The sequence below is a fragment of the Salmonella sp. SA15303 genome, assembly GCF_029962125.1.
In the GTDB taxonomy this organism is placed as follows: Bacteria; Pseudomonadota; Gammaproteobacteria; order Enterobacterales; family Enterobacteriaceae; genus Salmonella; species Salmonella enterica.
The window spans coordinates 3,740,199-3,757,945 of sequence record NZ_CP123924.1 but is presented as its reverse complement, the minus strand read 5'-3'; the positions used below and the strand labels follow the sequence as shown (position 1 = coordinate 3,757,945).

Below are 17,747 nucleotides of genomic sequence, written 5' to 3'. Positions count from 1 at the left end.
ATACTATGAGTCTGAATTTCCTTGATTTTGAACAGCCGATAGCAGAGCTGGAAGCGAAAATCGATTCTCTGACTGCGGTAAGCCGCCAGGATGAGAAACTGGATATTAATATCGATGAAGAAGTCCATCGCCTGCGCGAAAAAAGCGTAGAACTGACGCGCAAAATCTTCGCCGATCTCGGCGCATGGCAGGTAGCCCAACTGGCGCGCCATCCGCAGCGTCCGTACACCCTGGATTATGTCCGTCTGGCGTTTGATGAGTTTGATGAGCTGGCGGGCGATCGCGCCTATGCTGATGACAAAGCCATCGTCGGCGGTATCGCGCGTCTGGAAGGGCGACCGGTGATGATCATTGGTCATCAGAAAGGTCGTGAAACCAAAGAAAAAATTCGTCGTAACTTTGGCATGCCAGCGCCGGAAGGCTACCGCAAAGCGCTGCGCCTGATGGAAATGGCTGAACGCTTCAACATGCCGATTATCACCTTCATCGACACCCCGGGCGCTTACCCTGGCGTGGGCGCGGAAGAGCGTGGTCAGTCTGAAGCCATCGCCCGCAACCTGCGTGAGATGTCTCGTCTGAACGTACCGGTCATCTGCACCGTGATTGGCGAAGGCGGCTCCGGCGGCGCATTGGCGATTGGCGTGGGTGATAAAGTGAATATGCTGCAATACAGCACCTATTCCGTTATCTCCCCGGAAGGTTGCGCCTCTATTTTGTGGAAGAGCGCCGACAAAGCGCCATTGGCTGCTGAAGCAATGGGCATCATCGCGCCGCGTCTGAAAGAGCTGAAGCTAATCGATTCCATCATTCCGGAGCCGCTGGGCGGCGCGCACCGTAATCCGGAAGCGATGGCGGCATCGCTAAAAGCGCAGCTGCTGGAAGATTTAGCCGATCTCGATGTGTTAAGCACCGATGATTTAAAAAACCGTCGTTACCAGCGTTTGATGAGCTACGGTTACGCCTAATCATTTACCTCATTTTTCCCAGGAGGCCGGATAATCCGGCCTCTTTTTTTTGGACGAGGAAAAATGAGACGCCGATGAGTTGATGTGATTAAACGCAACGGCATGTTCTCCCTGACACTGTAGCAACTGCCAGGCGTGTGGCCAGGGCAGGCAGTGAACTACCCTTCAAGGAGAAAATTATGGGATTGCAAAAAACACTGGCGCTCAGCGCCGTGGCGGCAGGAATCATGTTGAGCTTATCCGGTGCGCAGGCCGCGCCGCTGCTTAGCAGTAGTGAGCCAATGACCATCAACGCCAGCGATCTGGCGGCGAAAGAGAAAGCGCTAACGGATTTTCCGTTAATGGAGGCCGTGAAATCCTCTATCCAGACGTTGGATAACAGCGCGGTCGAACAAATCGAACCGGGGCGCGCCGCTAACCCGGCAAACGTAAAACGCGTTGAAAGTATTCTGAAAGAGGCCGACTGGGATTATCTGTTCCCGATGCGCGCGCCGGAATACACTTACTCTAACTTCCTGAAAGCGATAGGTAAATTCCCGGCGGTTTGTGGTACCTACACCGATGGACGCGATAGCGACGCTATCTGCCGTAAAACCCTGGCTACTATGTTTGCGCATTTTGCCCAGGAGACGGGCGGTCACGAAAGCTGGCGTGACATTCCGGAATGGCGTCAGGCGCTGGTCTATCTGCGCGAAGTCGGCTGGACAGAAGGGCAGAAAGGCGGCTACAACGGCGAATGTAACCCGGATGTATGGCAGGGCCAGACCTGGCCGTGCGGTAAAGATAAGGACGGCGATTTCCTCAGCTATTTTGGTCGCGGGGCAAAACAGCTTTCTTATAACTACAACTATGGGCCTTTCTCTGACGCGATGTATGGCGACGTTCGCCCTCTGCTGGATAAACCCGAGCTGGTGGCGGATACCTGGATGAACCTGGCGAGCGCCGTCTTCTTCTTTGTGTATCCGCAGCCGCCGAAGCCGTCTATGCTACATGTGATTGACGGTACCTGGCAGCCAAACGATCGCGATAAAGCAAACGGCCTGGTATCAGGTTTCGGCGTCACCATTCAGATCATCAATGGCGGCGTGGAGTGCGGCGGCGCAGATGAGAATGCGCAGTCGCTTAACCGTATCGCCTACTACAAAGAGTTTGCCAACTACCTGAAAGTGCCGGTGCCGGCTGACGAAGTGTTGGGCTGTAAAAAGATGAAGCAGTTCGATGAAGGCGGCGCTGGCGCGTTACCGATCTATTGGGAACAAGACTGGGGCTGGAGCGCCGATACTGCGGACGGTAAAACCTATTCCTGCCAGTTAGTGGGATATCAGACGCCGTATACCGCCTTTAAAGAGGGCGACTACACGAAATGTGTACAACATTATTTCAACGTTAATGTCGTCGATGATAACGGAACCACTGAACCTGATGTCACGCCAACTCCGGCGCCAGTGACGGATGAAAACGTGGCGCCAGTCGCGCGCATTGCCGGGCCGGTCGGGGCGGTGGAAGCCGGTAGCCAGGTTTCACTCAGCGCGGAAGGATCGACCGACGCGAATGGCGACAAGCTCACCTATACCTGGATGTCGCAGGATGGCAAAACGCTGAGCGGCCAGGATAAAGCCGTTGTGATTTTCAACGCGCCGGATGTCACTCAGAACACCCAGTATGTGGTGAATCTGACCGTTAGCGACGGTACGCTCTCCAGTACAGCGGTTTATACGCTGAATGTGAAAGCGAAGGCCGCCGCTGCGGATGACGAAGATAAGACCACCAGCTACCCTGCCTGGAGCAGCAGCCAGAAATGGAATCCGGGCGACATCGTCAACAGTAATGGCGCATTGTACCAGTGCAAACCGTTCCCGGAAGGCTCATGGTGTAATGTTGCGCCTGCCTACTATGAGCCCGGCGTAGGGATTGCCTGGGCCGATGCATGGAACGCATTGTAATAAGATAAATCCTGTCGGTGCTTTGCATCGGCAGGATTGTTACTATGCTTATCTCAGGTTTTTTCAGGAGAAAGCATGAACATCATCGCCATTATGGGGCCGCACGGGGTTTACTATAAAGATGAACCCATCAAGGAGCTTGAGCGTGCATTACAATCCCTGGGATTTCAAATTATCTGGCCGCAAAATAGCGTTGACTTGTTGAAGTTTATTGAACATAACCCGCGCATCTGCGGCGTTATTTTTGACTGGGATGAATACAGTCTCGACCTTTGTAGCGAAATCAACCAGCTAAATGAATACCTTCCTCTCTACGCCTTTATCAATACCAACTCCACGCTGGACGTTAGCGTTCACGATATGCGCATGGCGCTGTGGTTTTTTGAGTATGCATTAGGGCTGGCTGAAGATATCGCGACGCGCATTCATCAATATACAAACGAATATCTCGATAATATTACGCCGCCGTTTACCAAAGCGCTGTTTACCTACGCTAAAGAAGGAAAATATACCTTTTGTACGCCGGGTCATATGGCGGGAACGGCGTATCAGAAAAGCCCGCCAGGCTGCCTGTTTTATGACTTTTTTGGCGGCAATACCTTAAAAGCTGATGTGTCGATTTCGGTGACTGAACTGGGATCGCTGCTGGATCACACCGGGCCGCATCTGGAAGCGGAAGAGTATATCGCCCGTACTTTTGGCGCCGAGCAGAGCTATATGGTGACGAACGGTACGTCGACCTCGAATAAAATTGTCGGTATGTATGCCGCGCCTGCGGGAAGTACGCTACTTATTGATCGTAATTGTCATAAATCGCTGGCGCATTTGCTGATGATGAGCGATGTGGTGCCTCTCTGGTTGAAGCCGACGCGCAATGCGCTCGGCATTCTCGGCGGTATTCCCCGAAGGGAATTTACCCGTGCAAGCATCGAAAGCAAGATAGAGGAGACCCCTCAGGCGCAATGGCCGGTGCATGCGGTTATCACCAATTCGACTTACGATGGTCTGCTGTATAACACTAACTGGATCAAGCAGATGCTGGACGTTCCCTCGATCCATTTTGATTCCGCCTGGGTACCCTATACCCATTTCCATCCGATCTACCAGGGGAAAAGCGGGATGAGCGGCGATCGGGTGCCCGGAAAAGTGATTTTCGAAACGCAATCCACCCATAAAATGCTGGCGGCTTTTTCGCAGGCGTCGCTTATTCATATCAAAGGGGAATATGACGAAGAGACGTTTAACGAAGCGTTTATGATGCACACTTCCACATCGCCGAGCTATCCCATTGTCGCCTCTATCGAGACCGCGGCGGCGATGCTGCGCGGCAATCCAGGGAAAAGATTGATTAATCGTTCGGTGGAGCGGGCGCTCCATTTTCGTAAAGAGGTACAGCGGCTACGTGAAGAGTCCGATAGCTGGTTCTTTGATATCTGGCAGCCGGAAGAGGTTGATGAGGCCGAATGCTGGCCGGTCACGCCGGGAGAAACCTGGCATGGCTTCGCCGATGCCGATGACGATCATATGTTCCTCGATCCGGTTAAGGTGACAATCCTGACGCCGGGGATGGATGAACAGGGCAACATGAGCGAAGAGGGGATACCCGCCGCGCTGGTGGCGAAGTTCCTCGATGAGCGAGGCGTAGTGGTGGAAAAAACCGGGCCGTATAATCTGCTGTTTTTGTTCAGCATAGGGATTGATAAGACCCGTGCGATGGGGCTGCTGCGCGGACTGACGGAATTTAAACGCGCCTACGATCTTAACCTGCGCGTCAAAAATATGTTGCCGGATCTGTATGCGGAAGATCCGGATTTTTATCGCAATATGCGCATTCAGGATCTGGCGCAGGGGATCCATAAACTGATCCGCCAGCACGATCTTCCGGGGCTGATGCTGCGGGCGTTCGAGGTTTTACCGGAGATGATTATGACCCCGCACCAGGCCTGGCAGCGTCAGATCAAAGGCGAGGTGGAAACCGTGGCGCTCGATCAACTGCCAGGGCGCGTTTCCGCGAATATGATCCTGCCTTATCCGCCAGGCGTTCCGCTGTTGATGCCCGGCGAGAGGATCACGCAACAGAGTCGGGCCGTGCTCGATTTTCTGCTGATGCTCTGCTCGATTGGCCAGCATTATCCCGGTTTTGAAACGGATATTCACGGCGCGAAACGGAATGAAGACGGGGTGTACCAGGTACGAGTCTTAAAACACGCCTGTTAGCTTGCCTGACGGGAATGTGACGAGTAACGTACTGATAATCAATAAAGGAGACGCTATGCTGGGATTAAAACAGGTTCATCACATCGCGATCATTGCGACAGACTATGCGGTGAGCAAGGCGTTTTACTGCGATATTCTGGGGTTCGATCTGCTAAGCGAAGCCTGGCGGGAAGAGCGTGACTCGTGGAAGGGCGATTTGGCGCTAAACGGGCAGTATGTGATTGAGCTTTTCTCTTTTCCCTTCCCTCCGGCGCGTCCAAGCCGACCTGAAGCCTGTGGCCTGCGCCATCTGGCTTTCAGCGTGGAAAATGTGGAAAACGCCGTTGCGCATCTGGAAAAGCATCAGGTTAAGTGCGAACCGATACGCATCGATCCGTATACCGGGAAGCGCTTTACTTTTTTCAACGATCCGGACGGTTTACCGCTTGAGCTGTATGAGCAGTAAGGCTTGTCATTAAGACGCTCGCCAGGTAACGTTAGCCGGGCTAAGTCACTATAAGCATGGATCATGACCACTCTCACGTTGAATACCTCGTTACTCTCTTCTCGCCGTATTCTGGCTGCCTTTAGCGGCGGCCTGGATTCTACGGTGCTGTTGCATCAACTGGTGTTGTGGCGAGAACGCCATCCTGACGTCACGCTGCGTGCTATCCATATTCATCACGGTTTAAGCCCTCATGCTGATAGCTGGGTGCGGCATTGCGAAACCGTATGCGAACGCTGGCAGGTTCCGCTGGTAGTGGAGCGGGTGACGCTGGCGGATAATGGCCTGGGTATCGAGGCCCATGCGCGTGAAGCGCGCTACCGGGCGTTCGCACAGACGCTATTGCCTGGCGAAGTGCTGGCAACCGCGCAGCACCTTGACGATCAGTGTGAAACGTTTCTGCTGGCGTTAAAGCGCGGCAGCGGTCCGGCCGGACTTTCCGCGATGGGAGAACGCTCGCCTTTTGCCGGAACTCTGCTTCTTCGCCCGCTGTTGAGAGAAACGCGGAAGACGCTGGAACAGTGGGCTGTGCGTCATGGCTTATGCTGGATTGAAGATGAAAGCAATCAGGATGACGCCTACGATCGCAATTTTTTACGCCTGCGCGCGCTTCCGCTCTTACAGCAGCGCTGGCCGCATTTTCCTGCGGCGGTAGCCCGTAGTGCGACGCTCTGCGCCGAGCAAGAAAGGCTGCTGGACGAGCTTCTGGCCAGCGATCTTACTGACTGTATCACGGCGGAGGGAACATTGCGGCTCTCTCCATTAATGTCGATGAGCGATGTACGGCGGGCGGCGATTTTGCGTCGCTGGCTGGCGATGCGTAATGCGCCGATGCCCTCTCGCGACGCGCTGGAACGTATCTGGCAGGAGGTGGCGCTGGCGCGCGACGATGCCTCTCCCTGTTTACGTTTTGGCGATCGCGAGATTCGCCGTTATCAGTCGCAACTGTGGTGGATTAAATCCGTGGCCGGACAACACGAAACGACGGTTGCCTGGCCCGTCTGGCAAACACCGCTGGCGCTGCCTGCCGGCTTAGGGACGGTACAGCTCGTTCCTGGCGGCGAACTGCGCCGACCGCGAGAGGAAGAATCCGTCAGCATTCGTTTTAAAGCGCCAGGCGTACTACATATTGTCGGGCGTAACGGCGGACGTAAATTAAAGAAAATCTGGCAGGAGCAGGGGATCCCGCCCTGGCGACGAGACACCACGCCGCTGTTGTTTTACGGCGAAACGCTGATTGCGGCTGCGGGTGTTTTTGTGACGCGTGAGGGAGCAGCAGAAGATAAAGAAGGGGTGAGTCTGGTTTGGCATGCCTGATGGCGCTGCGCTTATCAGGCCTACGTATCGCATGGAACGTAGGCCGGATAAGGTGCTTGCACCACCATCCGGCAACAAAATACTCAGGATTCGCTAACTACCACGGTACCAATTTCCGGGTGGCTGAAACTGGCGATTTTATCGAGACGAAGCTCACAAGACTCGCCGGAAACCTCGGCAAGCAGATATTCTACGTTTTTACGTAAGATCAAATCGTTCGCTTTTGCCTGCAAAACCTCGCCATCTTTTAACGTTAGCGTCAGTATTAAATGATGCATGCAGGCAAGCTCAAGACTATCGTAGTCATCGCAATTAATGGGTTGATACGTTTCATTCATTGACATAATCGCTCACCAGTAAGTTCGCGGCAGCATAAGCTGCCTTTTCCCTGACCGACTCTGAAAGGGCGCTATCTGCCGCCACTTCATTAAGCACTTTCAATACACAACCCAGCGCATCCGGGACATACCCTAAGTCTCCGCTGGCGATTTCCGCATACCGCTTGCGTACTAACTCACAATATTTTTCCACATGCCCTCCTGTCAGCATTCTGACTTAACCGTGGATGCAAGTCTAAGCCTACGAAGTTAAATCTTGTTTAGCAAGGTGACTATACCATACTCATTTGCGCAATATCAGCGCCTGACGCGAGTGGGTAAAAGATTCGTTAACAGCCTTTTAGCGCGGTTTTCGCTACAATGGGCGCCTGATTCGAAAGGAGTTTTCTCATGGCGCTTAAAGCGACAATTTATAAAGCCGTCGTCAATGTGGCTGACCTTGATCGCAACCGATTTCTGGATGCGGCATTGACGCTGGCGCGTCACCCTTCTGAAACGCAGGAGCGCATGATGCTGCGCCTGTTGGCATGGATAAAATATGCTGATGAGCGGTTGCAGTTTACACGCGGGCTCAGCGCGGAAGATGAGCCGGAGGCCTGGCTGCGCAACGATCATCTGGGCATCGATCTCTGGATAGAGCTGGGGCTGCCGGATGAGCGCCGTATTAAGAAAGCCTGTACTCAGGCGAGCGACGTCGCGCTCTTTGCTTATAACTCCCGGGCGGCGCAAATCTGGTGGCAGCAGCATCAAAGCAAGTGCGCGCAGTTCGCTAACCTGTCCGTCTGGTATCTGGATGACGGGCAACTGGCGCAGCTCAGTGAATTTGCCGATCGTACCATGACGCTACAGGCGACGATTCAGGACGGCGCAATCTGGCTTTCTGATGCTCGGAATAATCTGGAAATACAGCTAACCGCCTGGCAACAGCCCTCATGATTGCCATCTCCCGGACGGTCTCCATAGCCGATAATGAGCTGGAAATTACGGCCATTCGCGCGCAGGGCGCGGGTGGTCAGCACGTAAATAAGACCTCTAGCGCAATTCATTTGCGCTTTGACATTCGGGCCTCTGGCCTGCCAGAGTATTATAAACAGCGTTTGCTGACGGCCAGCCACCATCTGATAAGCGATGATGGCGTCATTATCATTAAGGCGCAGGAGTTCCGGAGCCAGGAGCTCAACCGGGAAGCGGCTATCGCCAGGCTGGTTGCCGTCATAAAAGAATTAACCGCGGAGCAGAAAAGCCGTCGCGCAACCCGTCCGACGCGTGCCTCGAAAGAGCGCCGTTTGTCCTCAAAGGCGCAAAAATCTTCTGTAAAGGCGCTTCGCGGCAAAGTTCGTCGTCCACTGGATTGACGGGCAGGAATAGCAATTTCATAAGGATTTTATGGTGAGAACAGCAATATTGTCAGTAGCGGCAGCCTGTACGCTATTTGCATTGATAGGGTGTAATAACCGTGCGGAAGTTGACGCCCTGCAACCTGCGCAGGCGGCGGAATTAAAACCCATGCAGCAAAGCTGGCGCGGCGTGCTGCCCTGTGCGGATTGTGAAGGTATTGAAACGTCACTATTTCTGGAAAAAGACGGCACATGGGTGATGAACGAGCGCTATCAGGGCGTGCGCGAAGAACCTTCCTCTTTTGCGTCATACGGTACCAGGGCGCGGACGGCGGATAAACTGGTGTTAACCGACAGCAATGGCGAGAAATCGTATTATCGCGCGAAGGGCAATGCGCTGGAGATGCTCGACAGAGAAGGCAATCCGGTGGCTTCGCAGCTTAATTATACGCTGGTGCCTGTTACCGCCAGCCTGCCGGTAACGCCAATGCCGCTGCGTGGTATGTATGTATACAGGGCCGATGCGGCGACCTTTACCGATTGCGCGACCGGAAAACGGCTGCCGGTCGCCAGTAACGCCCAGCTTGAGCGCGGCTATCTGGCGGCGAAAGGTGAAGCGGAAAAACCGGTGCTGCTGACGGTAGAAGGGCATTTTGTGTTTGCCGCGAACCCGGACACGGGCGAGCCGGTAAAAACGCTAATAGCCGATAAAAATGCGAAGTTTGCGCCGGGTAAAGATTGCACTCACTAATAAAAGGCCTCGCAGGGTGCGAGGCCTTTACATATCTGCCGGATGGCGCCGGGCAACCCCAACAAAATGTCGTTTAGCCTTTAATCGCCTTGACCAGATAATCAACGATATCGCCGGTTTTAATCAGCGATTTTTCACCGCTACGACGGTATTTATACTCAATATCGTCGTTATCCAGGTTGCGATCGCCAATCACGATAGTATGTGGAATACCAATCAGCTCCATATCGGCAAACATCACGCCCGGGCGCTCTTTACGGTCGTCCATCAGCACTTCAATGCCCTGCGCGCGCAATTCGCTGTACAGCTTTTCCGCCAGCTCCTGCACACGGAAGGATTTGTGCATATTCATCGGCAGAATAGCGACCTGGAAAGGCGCAATGGCGTCAGGCCATACAATGCCGCGCTCGTCAAAGTTCTGCTCGATAGCAGCGGCAACGACACGTGTTACGCCGATACCGTAGCAGCCCATTGTCAGGATCTGGTTACGGCCATCTTCACCCTGAACGGAGGCTTTCAGCGCTTCTGAGTACTTGGTACCTAACTGGAAGATGTGACCCACTTCGATACCGCGTTTGATAAGCAACGTTCCCTGACCATCCGGACTCGGATCGCCGGCGACTACGTTACGGATGTCGGCAACAACAGGCGTCGCCACATCGCGATCCCAGTTAATACCAAAGTAGTGTTTACCGTCGATGTTGGCGCCAGCGGCAAAATCGCTCATGGCGGCAACGGTGCGATCGATGATGACCGGAATCGGCATATTGACCGGGCCGAGGGAGCCAGGGCCGGCATTAATCACGGCGCGAATCTCTTCTTCGGTAGCGAAGGTCAGCGGGCTGGCAACGTGCGGCAGTTTTTCCGCTTTAACTTCATTCAGTTCATGATCGCCGCGAACCAGCAGAGCCACCAGCGGAGACTTGCTGTCTTTCACCGCTTTCACCAGCAGCGTTTTTACCGTTTTTTCAATTGGCAGGTTGAATTGTTCCACCAGCTCCGCGATGGTTTTGGCATTTGGCGTATCGACCAGAGTCATTTCCTGCGTCGCCGCTGCGCGCGGCGTTTGCGGCGCGATAGCTTCTGCCAGTTCAATGTTAGCCGCGTAATCAGAAACATCAGAGAAAACGATATCGTCTTCGCCGCTTTGCGCCAGCACCTGGAATTCATGCGAGGCGTTGCCGCCGATAGAACCGGTATCGGCCTGTACCGCGCGGAAATCCAGCCCCATACGGCTGAAGATACGGCTATACGCGGCGTACATGGCGTCATAGGTTTCCTGCAACGACTCCTGAGAGGTGTGGAAAGAGTAAGCATCTTTCATCAGGAATTCGCGCGAACGCATCACGCCAAAGCGCGGACGCACTTCATCACGGAATTTGGTCTGGATTTGGAAGAAGTTCAGCGGCAACTGCTTATAAGAGCTGAGTTCATTACGCACCAGATCGGTGATAACTTCTTCGTGGGTCGGGCCGAGTACGAACGGACGCTCGCCACGGTCGACAAAACGCAGCAGTTCCGGACCGTACTGTTCCCAACGACCACTCTCTTGCCACAGGTCGGCTGGCTGAACGACTGGCATCGACACCTCGATAGCACCGGCGTTGTTCATCTCTTCACGCACGATGTTTTCGACTTTTTTCAGGACGCGCAGGCCGGTCGGCAGCCAGGTATATAACCCGGAGGCGAGCTTGCGGATCATCCCGGCGCGCAGCATCAGCTGGTGGCTGATAACCTCGGCGTCGGCAGGTGTCTCCTTCAGAGTGGAGAGCAGGTATTGGCTAGTACGCATGTTGTTACGGTTCCAGTTGAACGATCGAACAGGCTCAATGTGAGCCTGATACAAAAAAAGTGATTTAGTTTACCAGCGTGCAAGAGATGTCAAAAGAGAAGGGCGTGAAATTACCGTGGTTCCAGCGCAAACACTTCAAATCCCGAGTTAACCACACGCCAGCGCACGTTAAAATCATGCAGCCAGACGGCATAGGTTTTGCCCGTCTCTTCACCCTTACGATAAGCCGGGCGAGGATCTTGCGCCAGCACATCGCAAATAAATGTCCGTAGCTGCGGATAACGCCTTTCCAGCGTCGTAAGCTGTTGAGCCACCTCAGCGGTAAAACTCACGGGCATTTCAGCTATCGGCGCCTGTTGCGCATAGCTGGCGGCGGCGTCCGGTAAGGCCTCGGCAAACGGTAAATACGGTTTAATATCCACGACCGGCGTGCCATCCACCAGATCCAGACTGCCTAATTTCAGAATTACGCTCTCTTTCCGGCACTCGATACCTTTTAGCGCAACGAGCGACATGCCAATCGGATTGGGGCGGAACGTGGAGCGCGTGGCAAAAACGCCCATTCTGGCGTTACCGCCAAGACGGGGCGGACGAACTGTTGGCCGCCAGCCGCCGTCCATCGTCTGATGAAAAACGAAAAGTACCCACAAATGGCTGAACGCCTCCAGGCCGCGAACGGCATCGGCCTGGTTGTAAGGCGCTATCAGATGCAGTTCGCCGCAGGCGCTTTTGACCAGACCAGGCTGGCGCGGAACGGCGAATTTTTCTTTATAGGGGGAGCGAATAACGCCGATTTGTTCAAACTGAAAGCTGCTCATTTCGCCGAAATATTCAGGGCGGACCCGATACAAACCGCCTGACGGTAGCAGCCTGGCGTGCCGCTGGTAATTTCACAGCTGTGCAGCAGGACGGCGTTGGCTTTCATTTTAGAGGCATTAATCTGCATACGCTTGCGCGCAGTTGGAATGTTAGGCGGAGAGTCTTGATTTGTCGCCTGGCAGGATTCGCCGCTAACTTCGCCAAGATCGCGGAAAGGTTTGCCGACTAAGTCTTCAGCATTGGTGTAAATCCTGACGGGAGCGGCACGCGGCGCTTTAGGTTTCTCCGGCTCCGCTTTTGGCGGGGTTGCGGTGCTTTGAACGGGTTCAACAGGGGATCTGCTTAGCATGGAACAACCGCCCAGCATGAGTGCCAATAAACAGATCGGTAAAGCACGCATAATATTTCCTCAATGAATGTTCTAATTGCCAGATATTGAATCAGGAGCTTGCATAAATGACAAGACGGGCAATAGCCCGTCCTGAATAATATTACAGATTGTGGAATCAGCCTAAAACTTACCAGCCTTTCACCGCGCCGCCATTAAAAACTTTATTTGCGGCTTCGTACACTTCATCAGACTGGTAAGCCTGAACGAATTTTTTCACATTCTCGGCGTCTTTGTTATCTTCACGCGTCACGATCAGGTTAACGTACGGAGAATCTTTATCTTCAACGAAGATACCGTCTTTCGCTGGCGTCAGGCCAATCTGGCTGGCGTAAGTCGTATTGATGACCGCTAACGCGATCTGCGCGTCATCCAGCGAACGCGGCAACTGCGGCGCTTCCAGCTCAACAATTTTCAGATTTTTCGGGTTTTCCACGATATCCAGCGAGGTAGGAAGCAGACCGACGCCGTCTTTCAGTTTAATCAGCCCTACTTTTTGCAGCAGCAACAGGGAACGACCAAGGTTGGTCGGGTCGTTAGGCACAGCGACCTGGGAACCGTCCTTGAGCTCATCCAGAGATTTGATTTTTTTGGAATATCCTGCAATGGGATAGACAAAAGTCTTACCAACGGAAACCAGTTTGTAACCGCGATCTTTGATTTGCTGATCCAGATACGGTTTGTGCTGGAAGGCATTGGCATCGATATCGCCTTTGCTTAGCGCTTCATTAGGCAGAACATAATCATTAAAGGTCACCAATTCCACGTCCAGGCCGTATTTTTCTTTCGCGACTTTCTGCGCGACTTCGGCAACTTGCTGCTCTGCGCCAACGATTACGCCGACTTTAATATGATTCGGATCTTTTTCATCCTGACCGCAACCCGCAAGTGCCAGAGAACCAATCAGAGCACCCACTGCCGCAAAGGTTTTGAATTTGAACGCCATGCTTATTTCCTTAATGAGTATTTGTGTTGTGTTTAACGTTACTTATGCGTGACAGCCCTGACGATGCGATCGCCGGATAACTGAATTAAATAAACCAGAACGACAAGTAATACCAGCACCGTATTCATCACGGTAGCATTGTATCCAATATAACCGTACTGATAGCCGATTTGACCGAGGCCGCCTGCGCCGACGGCGCCGCCCATTGCGGAGTAACCGACCAGGGTGATCAGTGTAATGGTTGCCGCATTCACCAGACCAGGCAGCGCTTCCGGTAAAAGGATTTTACGTACAATTTGCAGCGGCGTGGCGCCCATCGCTCGCGAGGCTTCAATCAGCCCGGCAGGGATCTCTAACAACGCATTTTCCACCATACGGGCGATAAAAGGCGCGGCGCCGACGGTCAGCGGTACAATCGCGGCCTGCAAACCAATGGAGGTGCCGACAATTATTCGGGTAAAAGGAATCATCCACACCAACAGGATGATAAAGGGAATCGAGCGGAAAATATTGACCACCGCAGAGAGGGAGCGATACAGCCTGGCGTTCTCCATAATCTGCCCCGGGCGCGTAACATACAGCAATACGCCAACCGGCAGGCCAATCACGAAACCGAAGAAACCGGAGACAAAGGTCATCGCCAGCGTTTCCCAGACGCCACGAACCAGTAACCACATCATTGCCTCAGACATAACCCAGTACCTCTACTTTCACATGGTGATCCTGCAGCCAGGCAATTGCGGCTTGCGTCTCTTCTTGTGTGCCGTGCATTTCCGTTAGCATAATGCCGAACTTCACACCGCCCGCGTAATCCATCTGCGCGCTGATAATATTATTGTTCACGTTGAAACGACGCGCGGTTTCAGAAAGCAGTGGGGCATCCACAGACTGCCCGGTGAACTCCATGCGCAGCATCGGCACGCTGTCAGTTTCCGGCGACGCTTTCAAACGCGCCTGGTAATCTTCCGGAATGTCCAGGTGCAGAGTGGACTGAATAAACTTCTGCGCCAGCGGCGTTTTAGGATGCGAGAAGACTTCGCTGACCGTATCCTGCTCAATAAGCTCGCCATTACTGATGACGGCAACGCAGTCGCAGATACGTTTTACGACATCCATTTCATGAGTGATAAGCAGAATCGTCAACCCCAGACGACGGTTGATATCTTTCAGCAATTCCAGAATCGAACGGGTCGTTGCGGGATCAAGCGCGCTGGTGGCTTCATCGCACAGCAACACTTTTGGATTACTGGCTAACGCGCGGGCAATCGCGACACGCTGTTTCTGACCGCCGGAAAGATTTGCCGGATAGCTGTCGTGCTTGTCGCCAAGACCGACTAAATCCAGCAGCTCTGTGACACGGCGTTTGATCTCTTCCTTTGGTGTGTTATCCAGTTCCAGCGGCAACGCGACGTTGCCAAATACGGTACGGGAAGAGAGCAGGTTAAAATGTTGGAAAATCATGCCGATTTGACGGCGAGCTTTGGTCAACTCAGACTCTGAAAGCGTTGTCAGCTCCTGACCACCGACCTGAACGCTACCTTCGGTTGGACGTTCAAGTAAGTTTACGCAGCGAATGAGCGTACTTTTACCGGCGCCGGAGGCGCCGATGACGCCGTAAATTTGTCCGGCAGGGACATGCAGGCTGACATTGTTCAGCGCCTGAATGGTGCGCGCCCCCTGCTGGAACACTTTGGTAATATTCGAAAGTTTAATCATTGATTCTTTATTATCGTAATGAAATGAGCGGAGGCATTTTCGTCTGCCTAATACGGTCAACGCCGTCAACAGAATGGATGTTAAGGCATCCAGACGTCTAAATCAATCAGGCTTTATACGATGAGCACTTTCTTGCCTGCTGAAACATGCGATACTAGCGCCACTTGCTTTACTCAGGAGCTATAAAAGGTGGCAAAGTCTGTACCCGCAATTTTTCTCGACCGTGACGGCACCATTAATGTGGATCACGGCTACGTACATGAAATCGATGCATTCGAGTTTATAGACGGTGTTATTGACGCGATGCGCGAGCTAAAAAAAATGGGCTATGCGTTGGTGGTGGTGACGAACCAGTCCGGAATCGCGCGCGGCAAATTCACTGAGGCGCAGTTTGAAACGTTAACCGAATGGATGGACTGGTCGTTGGCGGATCGCGATGTTGATTTGGACGGCATCTATTATTGTCCTCACCATCCGCAGGGCAGTATAGAAGAGTTCCGTCAGGTATGTGATTGCCGCAAGCCGCATCCAGGAATGCTTATCTCGGCGCGTGATTTCCTGCATATCGATATGGCGGCTTCTTATATGGTGGGAGACAAGCTGGAAGATATGCAGGCGGCTGCGGCGGCAAATGTCGGGACAAAAGTGCTGGTGCGTACGGGCAAACCGGTCACGGCAGAAGCAGAAAACGCGGCGGACTGGGTGTTAAACAGCCTTGCCGATCTGCCATCGGCGATAAAAAAGCAGCAAAAATAAGCGTTATGGATAAAAGATGAGCGGTTAAAACAAAAATGCATTTTTCCGCTTGTCTTCCTGAACCGACTCCCTATAATGCGCCTCCATCGACACGGCGGATGTGAATCACTTCACACAAACAGCCGGTCGGTTGAAGAGAAAAATCCTGAAATTCAGGGTTGACTCTGAAAGAGGAAAGCGTAATATACGCCACCTCGCGACGGTGAGCTGCAGGCCGCGTCGCATCTGCTCTTTAACAATTTATCAGACAATCTGTGTGGGCACTCGAAGATACGGATTCTTAACGTCCTCGGACGAAAAATGAATACCAAGTCTCAACGAGTGAACACGTAATTCATTACGAAGTTTAATTCATTGAGCATCAAACTTTTAAATTGAAGAGTTTGATCATGGCTCAGATTGAACGCTGGCGGCAGGCCTAACACATGCAAGTCGAACGGTAACAGGAAGCAGCTTGCTGCTTCGCTGACGAGTGGCGGACGGGTGAGTAATGTCTGGGAAACTGCCTGATGGAGGGGGATAACTACTGGAAACGGTGGCTAATACCGCATAACGTCGCAAGACCAAAGAGGGGGACCTTAGGGCCTCTTGCCATCAGATGTGCCCAGATGGGATTAGCTTGTTGGTGAGGTAACGGCTCACCAAGGCGACGATCCCTAGCTGGTCTGAGAGGATGACCAGCCACACTGGAACTGAGACACGGTCCAGACTCCTACGGGAGGCAGCAGTGGGGAATATTGCACAATGGGCGCAAGCCTGATGCAGCCATGCCGCGTGTATGAAGAAGGCCTTCGGGTTGTAAAGTACTTTCAGCGGGGAGGAAGGTGTTGTGGTTAATAACCGCAGCAATTGACGTTACCCGCAGAAGAAGCACCGGCTAACTCCGTGCCAGCAGCCGCGGTAATACGGAGGGTGCAAGCGTTAATCGGAATTACTGGGCGTAAAGCGCACGCAGGCGGTCTGTCAAGTCGGATGTGAAATCCCCGGGCTCAACCTGGGAACTGCATTCGAAACTGGCAGGCTTGAGTCTTGTAGAGGGGGGTAGAATTCCAGGTGTAGCGGTGAAATGCGTAGAGATCTGGAGGAATACCGGTGGCGAAGGCGGCCCCCTGGACAAAGACTGACGCTCAGGTGCGAAAGCGTGGGGAGCAAACAGGATTAGATACCCTGGTAGTCCACGCCGTAAACGATGTCTACTTGGAGGTTGTGCCCTTGAGGCGTGGCTTCCGGAGCTAACGCGTTAAGTAGACCGCCTGGGGAGTACGGCCGCAAGGTTAAAACTCAAATGAATTGACGGGGGCCCGCACAAGCGGTGGAGCATGTGGTTTAATTCGATGCAACGCGAAGAACCTTACCTGGTCTTGACATCCACAGAACTTTCCAGAGATGGATTGGTGCCTTCGGGAACTGTGAGACAGGTGCTGCATGGCTGTCGTCAGCTCGTGTTGTGAAATGTTGGGTTAAGTCCCGCAACGAGCGCAACCCTTATCCTTTGTTGCCAGCGATTAGGTCGGGAACTCAAAGGAGACTGCCAGTGATAAACTGGAGGAAGGTGGGGATGACGTCAAGTCATCATGGCCCTTACGACCAGGGCTACACACGTGCTACAATGGCGCATACAAAGAGAAGCGACCTCGCGAGAGCAAGCGGACCTCATAAAGTGCGTCGTAGTCCGGATTGGAGTCTGCAACTCGACTCCATGAAGTCGGAATCGCTAGTAATCGTGGATCAGAATGCCACGGTGAATACGTTCCCGGGCCTTGTACACACCGCCCGTCACACCATGGGAGTGGGTTGCAAAAGAAGTAGGTAGCTTAACCTTCGGGAGGGCGCTTACCACTTTGTGATTCATGACTGGGGTGAAGTCGTAACAAGGTAACCGTAGGGGAACCTGCGGTTGGATCACCTCCTTACCTTAAAGAACTGTTCTTTGCAGTGCTCACACAGATTGTCTGATGAAAAACGAGCAGTAAAACCT

17 protein-coding genes and 1 rRNA gene are annotated in these 17,747 nt (G+C 53.2%); 10 read left to right on the top strand and 8 right to left on the bottom strand.

Annotated elements, in window-relative coordinates; all coding sequences use genetic code 11:
- The first annotated feature begins 5 nt into the window (after nt 1-5).
- The 5 genes from accA (at nt 6) to tilS (ending at nt 6,926) form a co-directional block, all read left to right on the top strand.
- The gene (gene accA / locus QEN31_RS18660; RefSeq protein WP_000055753.1) at nt 6-965 is read left to right on the top strand and encodes an acetyl-CoA carboxylase carboxyl transferase subunit alpha; all 960 of its coding nucleotides are present in this window, start codon (nt 6-8) and stop codon (nt 963-965) included.
- 179 nt (nt 966-1,144) lie between these two features.
- On the top strand, nt 1,145-2,908 hold the full coding sequence (locus tag QEN31_RS18655) for a chitinase (RefSeq protein ID WP_000524169.1): 1,764 nt from the start codon (nt 1,145-1,147) through the stop codon (nt 2,906-2,908).
- 75 nt (nt 2,909-2,983) lie between these two features.
- Complete coding sequence (ldcC, locus tag QEN31_RS18650) at nt 2,984-5,125, top strand: lysine decarboxylase LdcC (protein WP_001021052.1); 2,142 nt, start codon at nt 2,984-2,986, stop codon at nt 5,123-5,125.
- Between the two features lie 55 nt (nt 5,126-5,180).
- Nucleotides 5,181-5,570, top strand: coding sequence for a VOC family protein (locus QEN31_RS18645; protein ID WP_000901086.1), 390 nt, complete (start codon nt 5,181-5,183; stop codon nt 5,568-5,570).
- 63 nt (nt 5,571-5,633) lie between these two features.
- Nucleotides 5,634-6,926 (top strand): tRNA lysidine(34) synthetase TilS, encoded by a 1,293-nt coding sequence (gene tilS, locus QEN31_RS18640; protein ID WP_000210058.1) that lies wholly within the window; start codon nt 5,634-5,636, stop codon nt 6,924-6,926.
- Nucleotides 6,927-7,009: 83 nt separating this feature from the next.
- Here tilS and rof read toward each other — a convergent pair whose 3' ends face one another.
- Nucleotides 7,010-7,270 (bottom strand): Rho-binding antiterminator, encoded by a 261-nt coding sequence (rof, locus tag QEN31_RS18635; protein WP_000062330.1) that lies wholly within the window; start codon nt 7,268-7,270, stop codon nt 7,010-7,012.
- A complete protein-coding gene (locus tag QEN31_RS18630; RefSeq protein WP_001518678.1) occupies nt 7,257-7,457 on the bottom strand; it encodes a YaeP family protein in 201 nt (66 codons plus the stop codon). The genes rof and QEN31_RS18630 overlap by 14 nt, the downstream gene beginning before the upstream one ends.
- Nucleotides 7,458-7,654: 197 nt before the next feature.
- On the opposite strand from QEN31_RS18630, the gene QEN31_RS18625 reads away from it, so the two are divergent.
- From QEN31_RS18625 to nlpE, 3 genes are read left to right on the top strand one after another with little or no spacing between them, the layout of a single operon-like run.
- A complete protein-coding gene (locus tag QEN31_RS18625) occupies nt 7,655-8,200 on the top strand; it encodes a YaeQ family protein (RefSeq protein ID WP_001185319.1) in 546 nt (181 codons plus the stop codon).
- Nucleotides 8,197-8,619, top strand: coding sequence for an alternative ribosome rescue aminoacyl-tRNA hydrolase ArfB (gene arfB, locus QEN31_RS18620; protein ID WP_000560527.1), 423 nt, complete (start codon nt 8,197-8,199; stop codon nt 8,617-8,619). Before QEN31_RS18625 ends, arfB begins: the two co-directional genes overlap by 4 nt.
- 31 nt (nt 8,620-8,650) lie before the next feature.
- The gene (gene nlpE / locus QEN31_RS18615; protein ID WP_099949709.1) at nt 8,651-9,352 is read left to right on the top strand and encodes an envelope stress response activation lipoprotein NlpE; all 702 of its coding nucleotides are present in this window, start codon (nt 8,651-8,653) and stop codon (nt 9,350-9,352) included.
- Nucleotides 9,353-9,425: 73 nt separating this feature from the next.
- Here nlpE and proS read toward each other — a convergent pair whose 3' ends face one another.
- From proS to metN, 6 genes are all read right to left on the bottom strand, one after another.
- Nucleotides 9,426-11,144, bottom strand: coding sequence for a proline--tRNA ligase (gene proS / locus QEN31_RS18610; protein ID WP_001260683.1), 1,719 nt, complete (start codon nt 11,142-11,144; stop codon nt 9,426-9,428).
- A 110-nt stretch (nt 11,145-11,254) separates the two neighbouring features.
- A complete protein-coding gene (gene tsaA, locus QEN31_RS18605; RefSeq protein ID WP_000093986.1) occupies nt 11,255-11,962 on the bottom strand; it encodes a tRNA (N6-threonylcarbamoyladenosine(37)-N6)-methyltransferase TrmO in 708 nt (235 codons plus the stop codon).
- Entirely contained in the window at nt 11,959-12,363 is a 405-nt protein-coding gene (gene rcsF, locus QEN31_RS18600; protein ID WP_001202315.1) for an Rcs stress response system protein RcsF, read from the bottom strand. The genes tsaA and rcsF overlap by 4 nt, the downstream gene beginning before the upstream one ends.
- 118 nt (nt 12,364-12,481) lie before the next feature.
- On the bottom strand, nt 12,482-13,297 hold the full coding sequence (gene metQ, locus QEN31_RS18595; protein WP_000874215.1) for a methionine ABC transporter substrate-binding lipoprotein MetQ: 816 nt from the start codon (nt 13,295-13,297) through the stop codon (nt 12,482-12,484).
- A gap of 38 nt (nt 13,298-13,335) precedes the next feature.
- A complete protein-coding gene (locus QEN31_RS18590; protein ID WP_001287486.1) occupies nt 13,336-13,989 on the bottom strand; it encodes a methionine ABC transporter permease MetI in 654 nt (217 codons plus the stop codon).
- Nucleotides 13,982-15,013 carry a methionine ABC transporter ATP-binding protein MetN gene (gene metN, locus QEN31_RS18585; protein WP_000594017.1) on the bottom strand — a complete coding sequence of 344 codons (1,032 nt, stop codon included), beginning with the start codon at nt 15,011-15,013 and terminating at the stop codon, nt 13,982-13,984. The genes QEN31_RS18590 and metN overlap by 8 nt, the downstream gene beginning before the upstream one ends.
- A gap of 189 nt (nt 15,014-15,202) precedes the next feature.
- On the opposite strand from metN, the gene gmhB reads away from it, so the two are divergent.
- A complete protein-coding gene (gene gmhB, locus QEN31_RS18580; protein WP_001140158.1) occupies nt 15,203-15,769 on the top strand; it encodes a D-glycero-beta-D-manno-heptose 1,7-bisphosphate 7-phosphatase in 567 nt (188 codons plus the stop codon).
- 371 nt (nt 15,770-16,140) lie between these two features.
- Nucleotides 16,141-17,682, top strand: a 16S ribosomal RNA gene (locus tag QEN31_RS18575).
- The last annotated feature ends 65 nt before the right edge of the window (nt 17,683-17,747 follow it).

Coding starts and splice junctions, on each gene's coding strand:
- metN (WP_000594017.1), bottom strand. CDS start 15,013: ATGATTAAACTTTCGAATATTACCAAAGTGTTCCAGCAGGGGGCGCGC.
- ldcC (WP_001021052.1), top strand. CDS start 2,984: ATGAACATCATCGCCATTATGGGGCCGCACGGGGTTTACTATAAAGAT.
- proS (WP_001260683.1), bottom strand. CDS start 11,144: ATGCGTACTAGCCAATACCTGCTCTCCACTCTGAAGGAGACACCTGCC.
- QEN31_RS18590 (WP_001287486.1), bottom strand. CDS start 13,989: ATGTCTGAGGCAATGATGTGGTTACTGGTTCGTGGCGTCTGGGAAACG.
- QEN31_RS18655 (WP_000524169.1), top strand. CDS start 1,145: ATGGGATTGCAAAAAACACTGGCGCTCAGCGCCGTGGCGGCAGGAATC.
- QEN31_RS18645 (WP_000901086.1), top strand. CDS start 5,181: ATGCTGGGATTAAAACAGGTTCATCACATCGCGATCATTGCGACAGAC.
- tsaA (WP_000093986.1), bottom strand. CDS start 11,962: ATGAGCAGCTTTCAGTTTGAACAAATCGGCGTTATTCGCTCCCCCTAT.
- QEN31_RS18625 (WP_001185319.1), top strand. CDS start 7,655: ATGGCGCTTAAAGCGACAATTTATAAAGCCGTCGTCAATGTGGCTGAC.
- nlpE (WP_099949709.1), top strand. CDS start 8,651: ATGGTGAGAACAGCAATATTGTCAGTAGCGGCAGCCTGTACGCTATTT.
- rcsF (WP_001202315.1), bottom strand. CDS start 12,363: ATGCGTGCTTTACCGATCTGTTTATTGGCACTCATGCTGGGCGGTTGT.
- tilS (WP_000210058.1), top strand. CDS start 5,634: ATGACCACTCTCACGTTGAATACCTCGTTACTCTCTTCTCGCCGTATT.
- metQ (WP_000874215.1), bottom strand. CDS start 13,297: ATGGCGTTCAAATTCAAAACCTTTGCGGCAGTGGGTGCTCTGATTGGT.
- accA (WP_000055753.1), top strand. CDS start 6: ATGAGTCTGAATTTCCTTGATTTTGAACAGCCGATAGCAGAGCTGGAA.
- rof (WP_000062330.1), bottom strand. CDS start 7,270: ATGTCAATGAATGAAACGTATCAACCCATTAATTGCGATGACTACGAT.
- arfB (WP_000560527.1), top strand. CDS start 8,197: ATGATTGCCATCTCCCGGACGGTCTCCATAGCCGATAATGAGCTGGAA.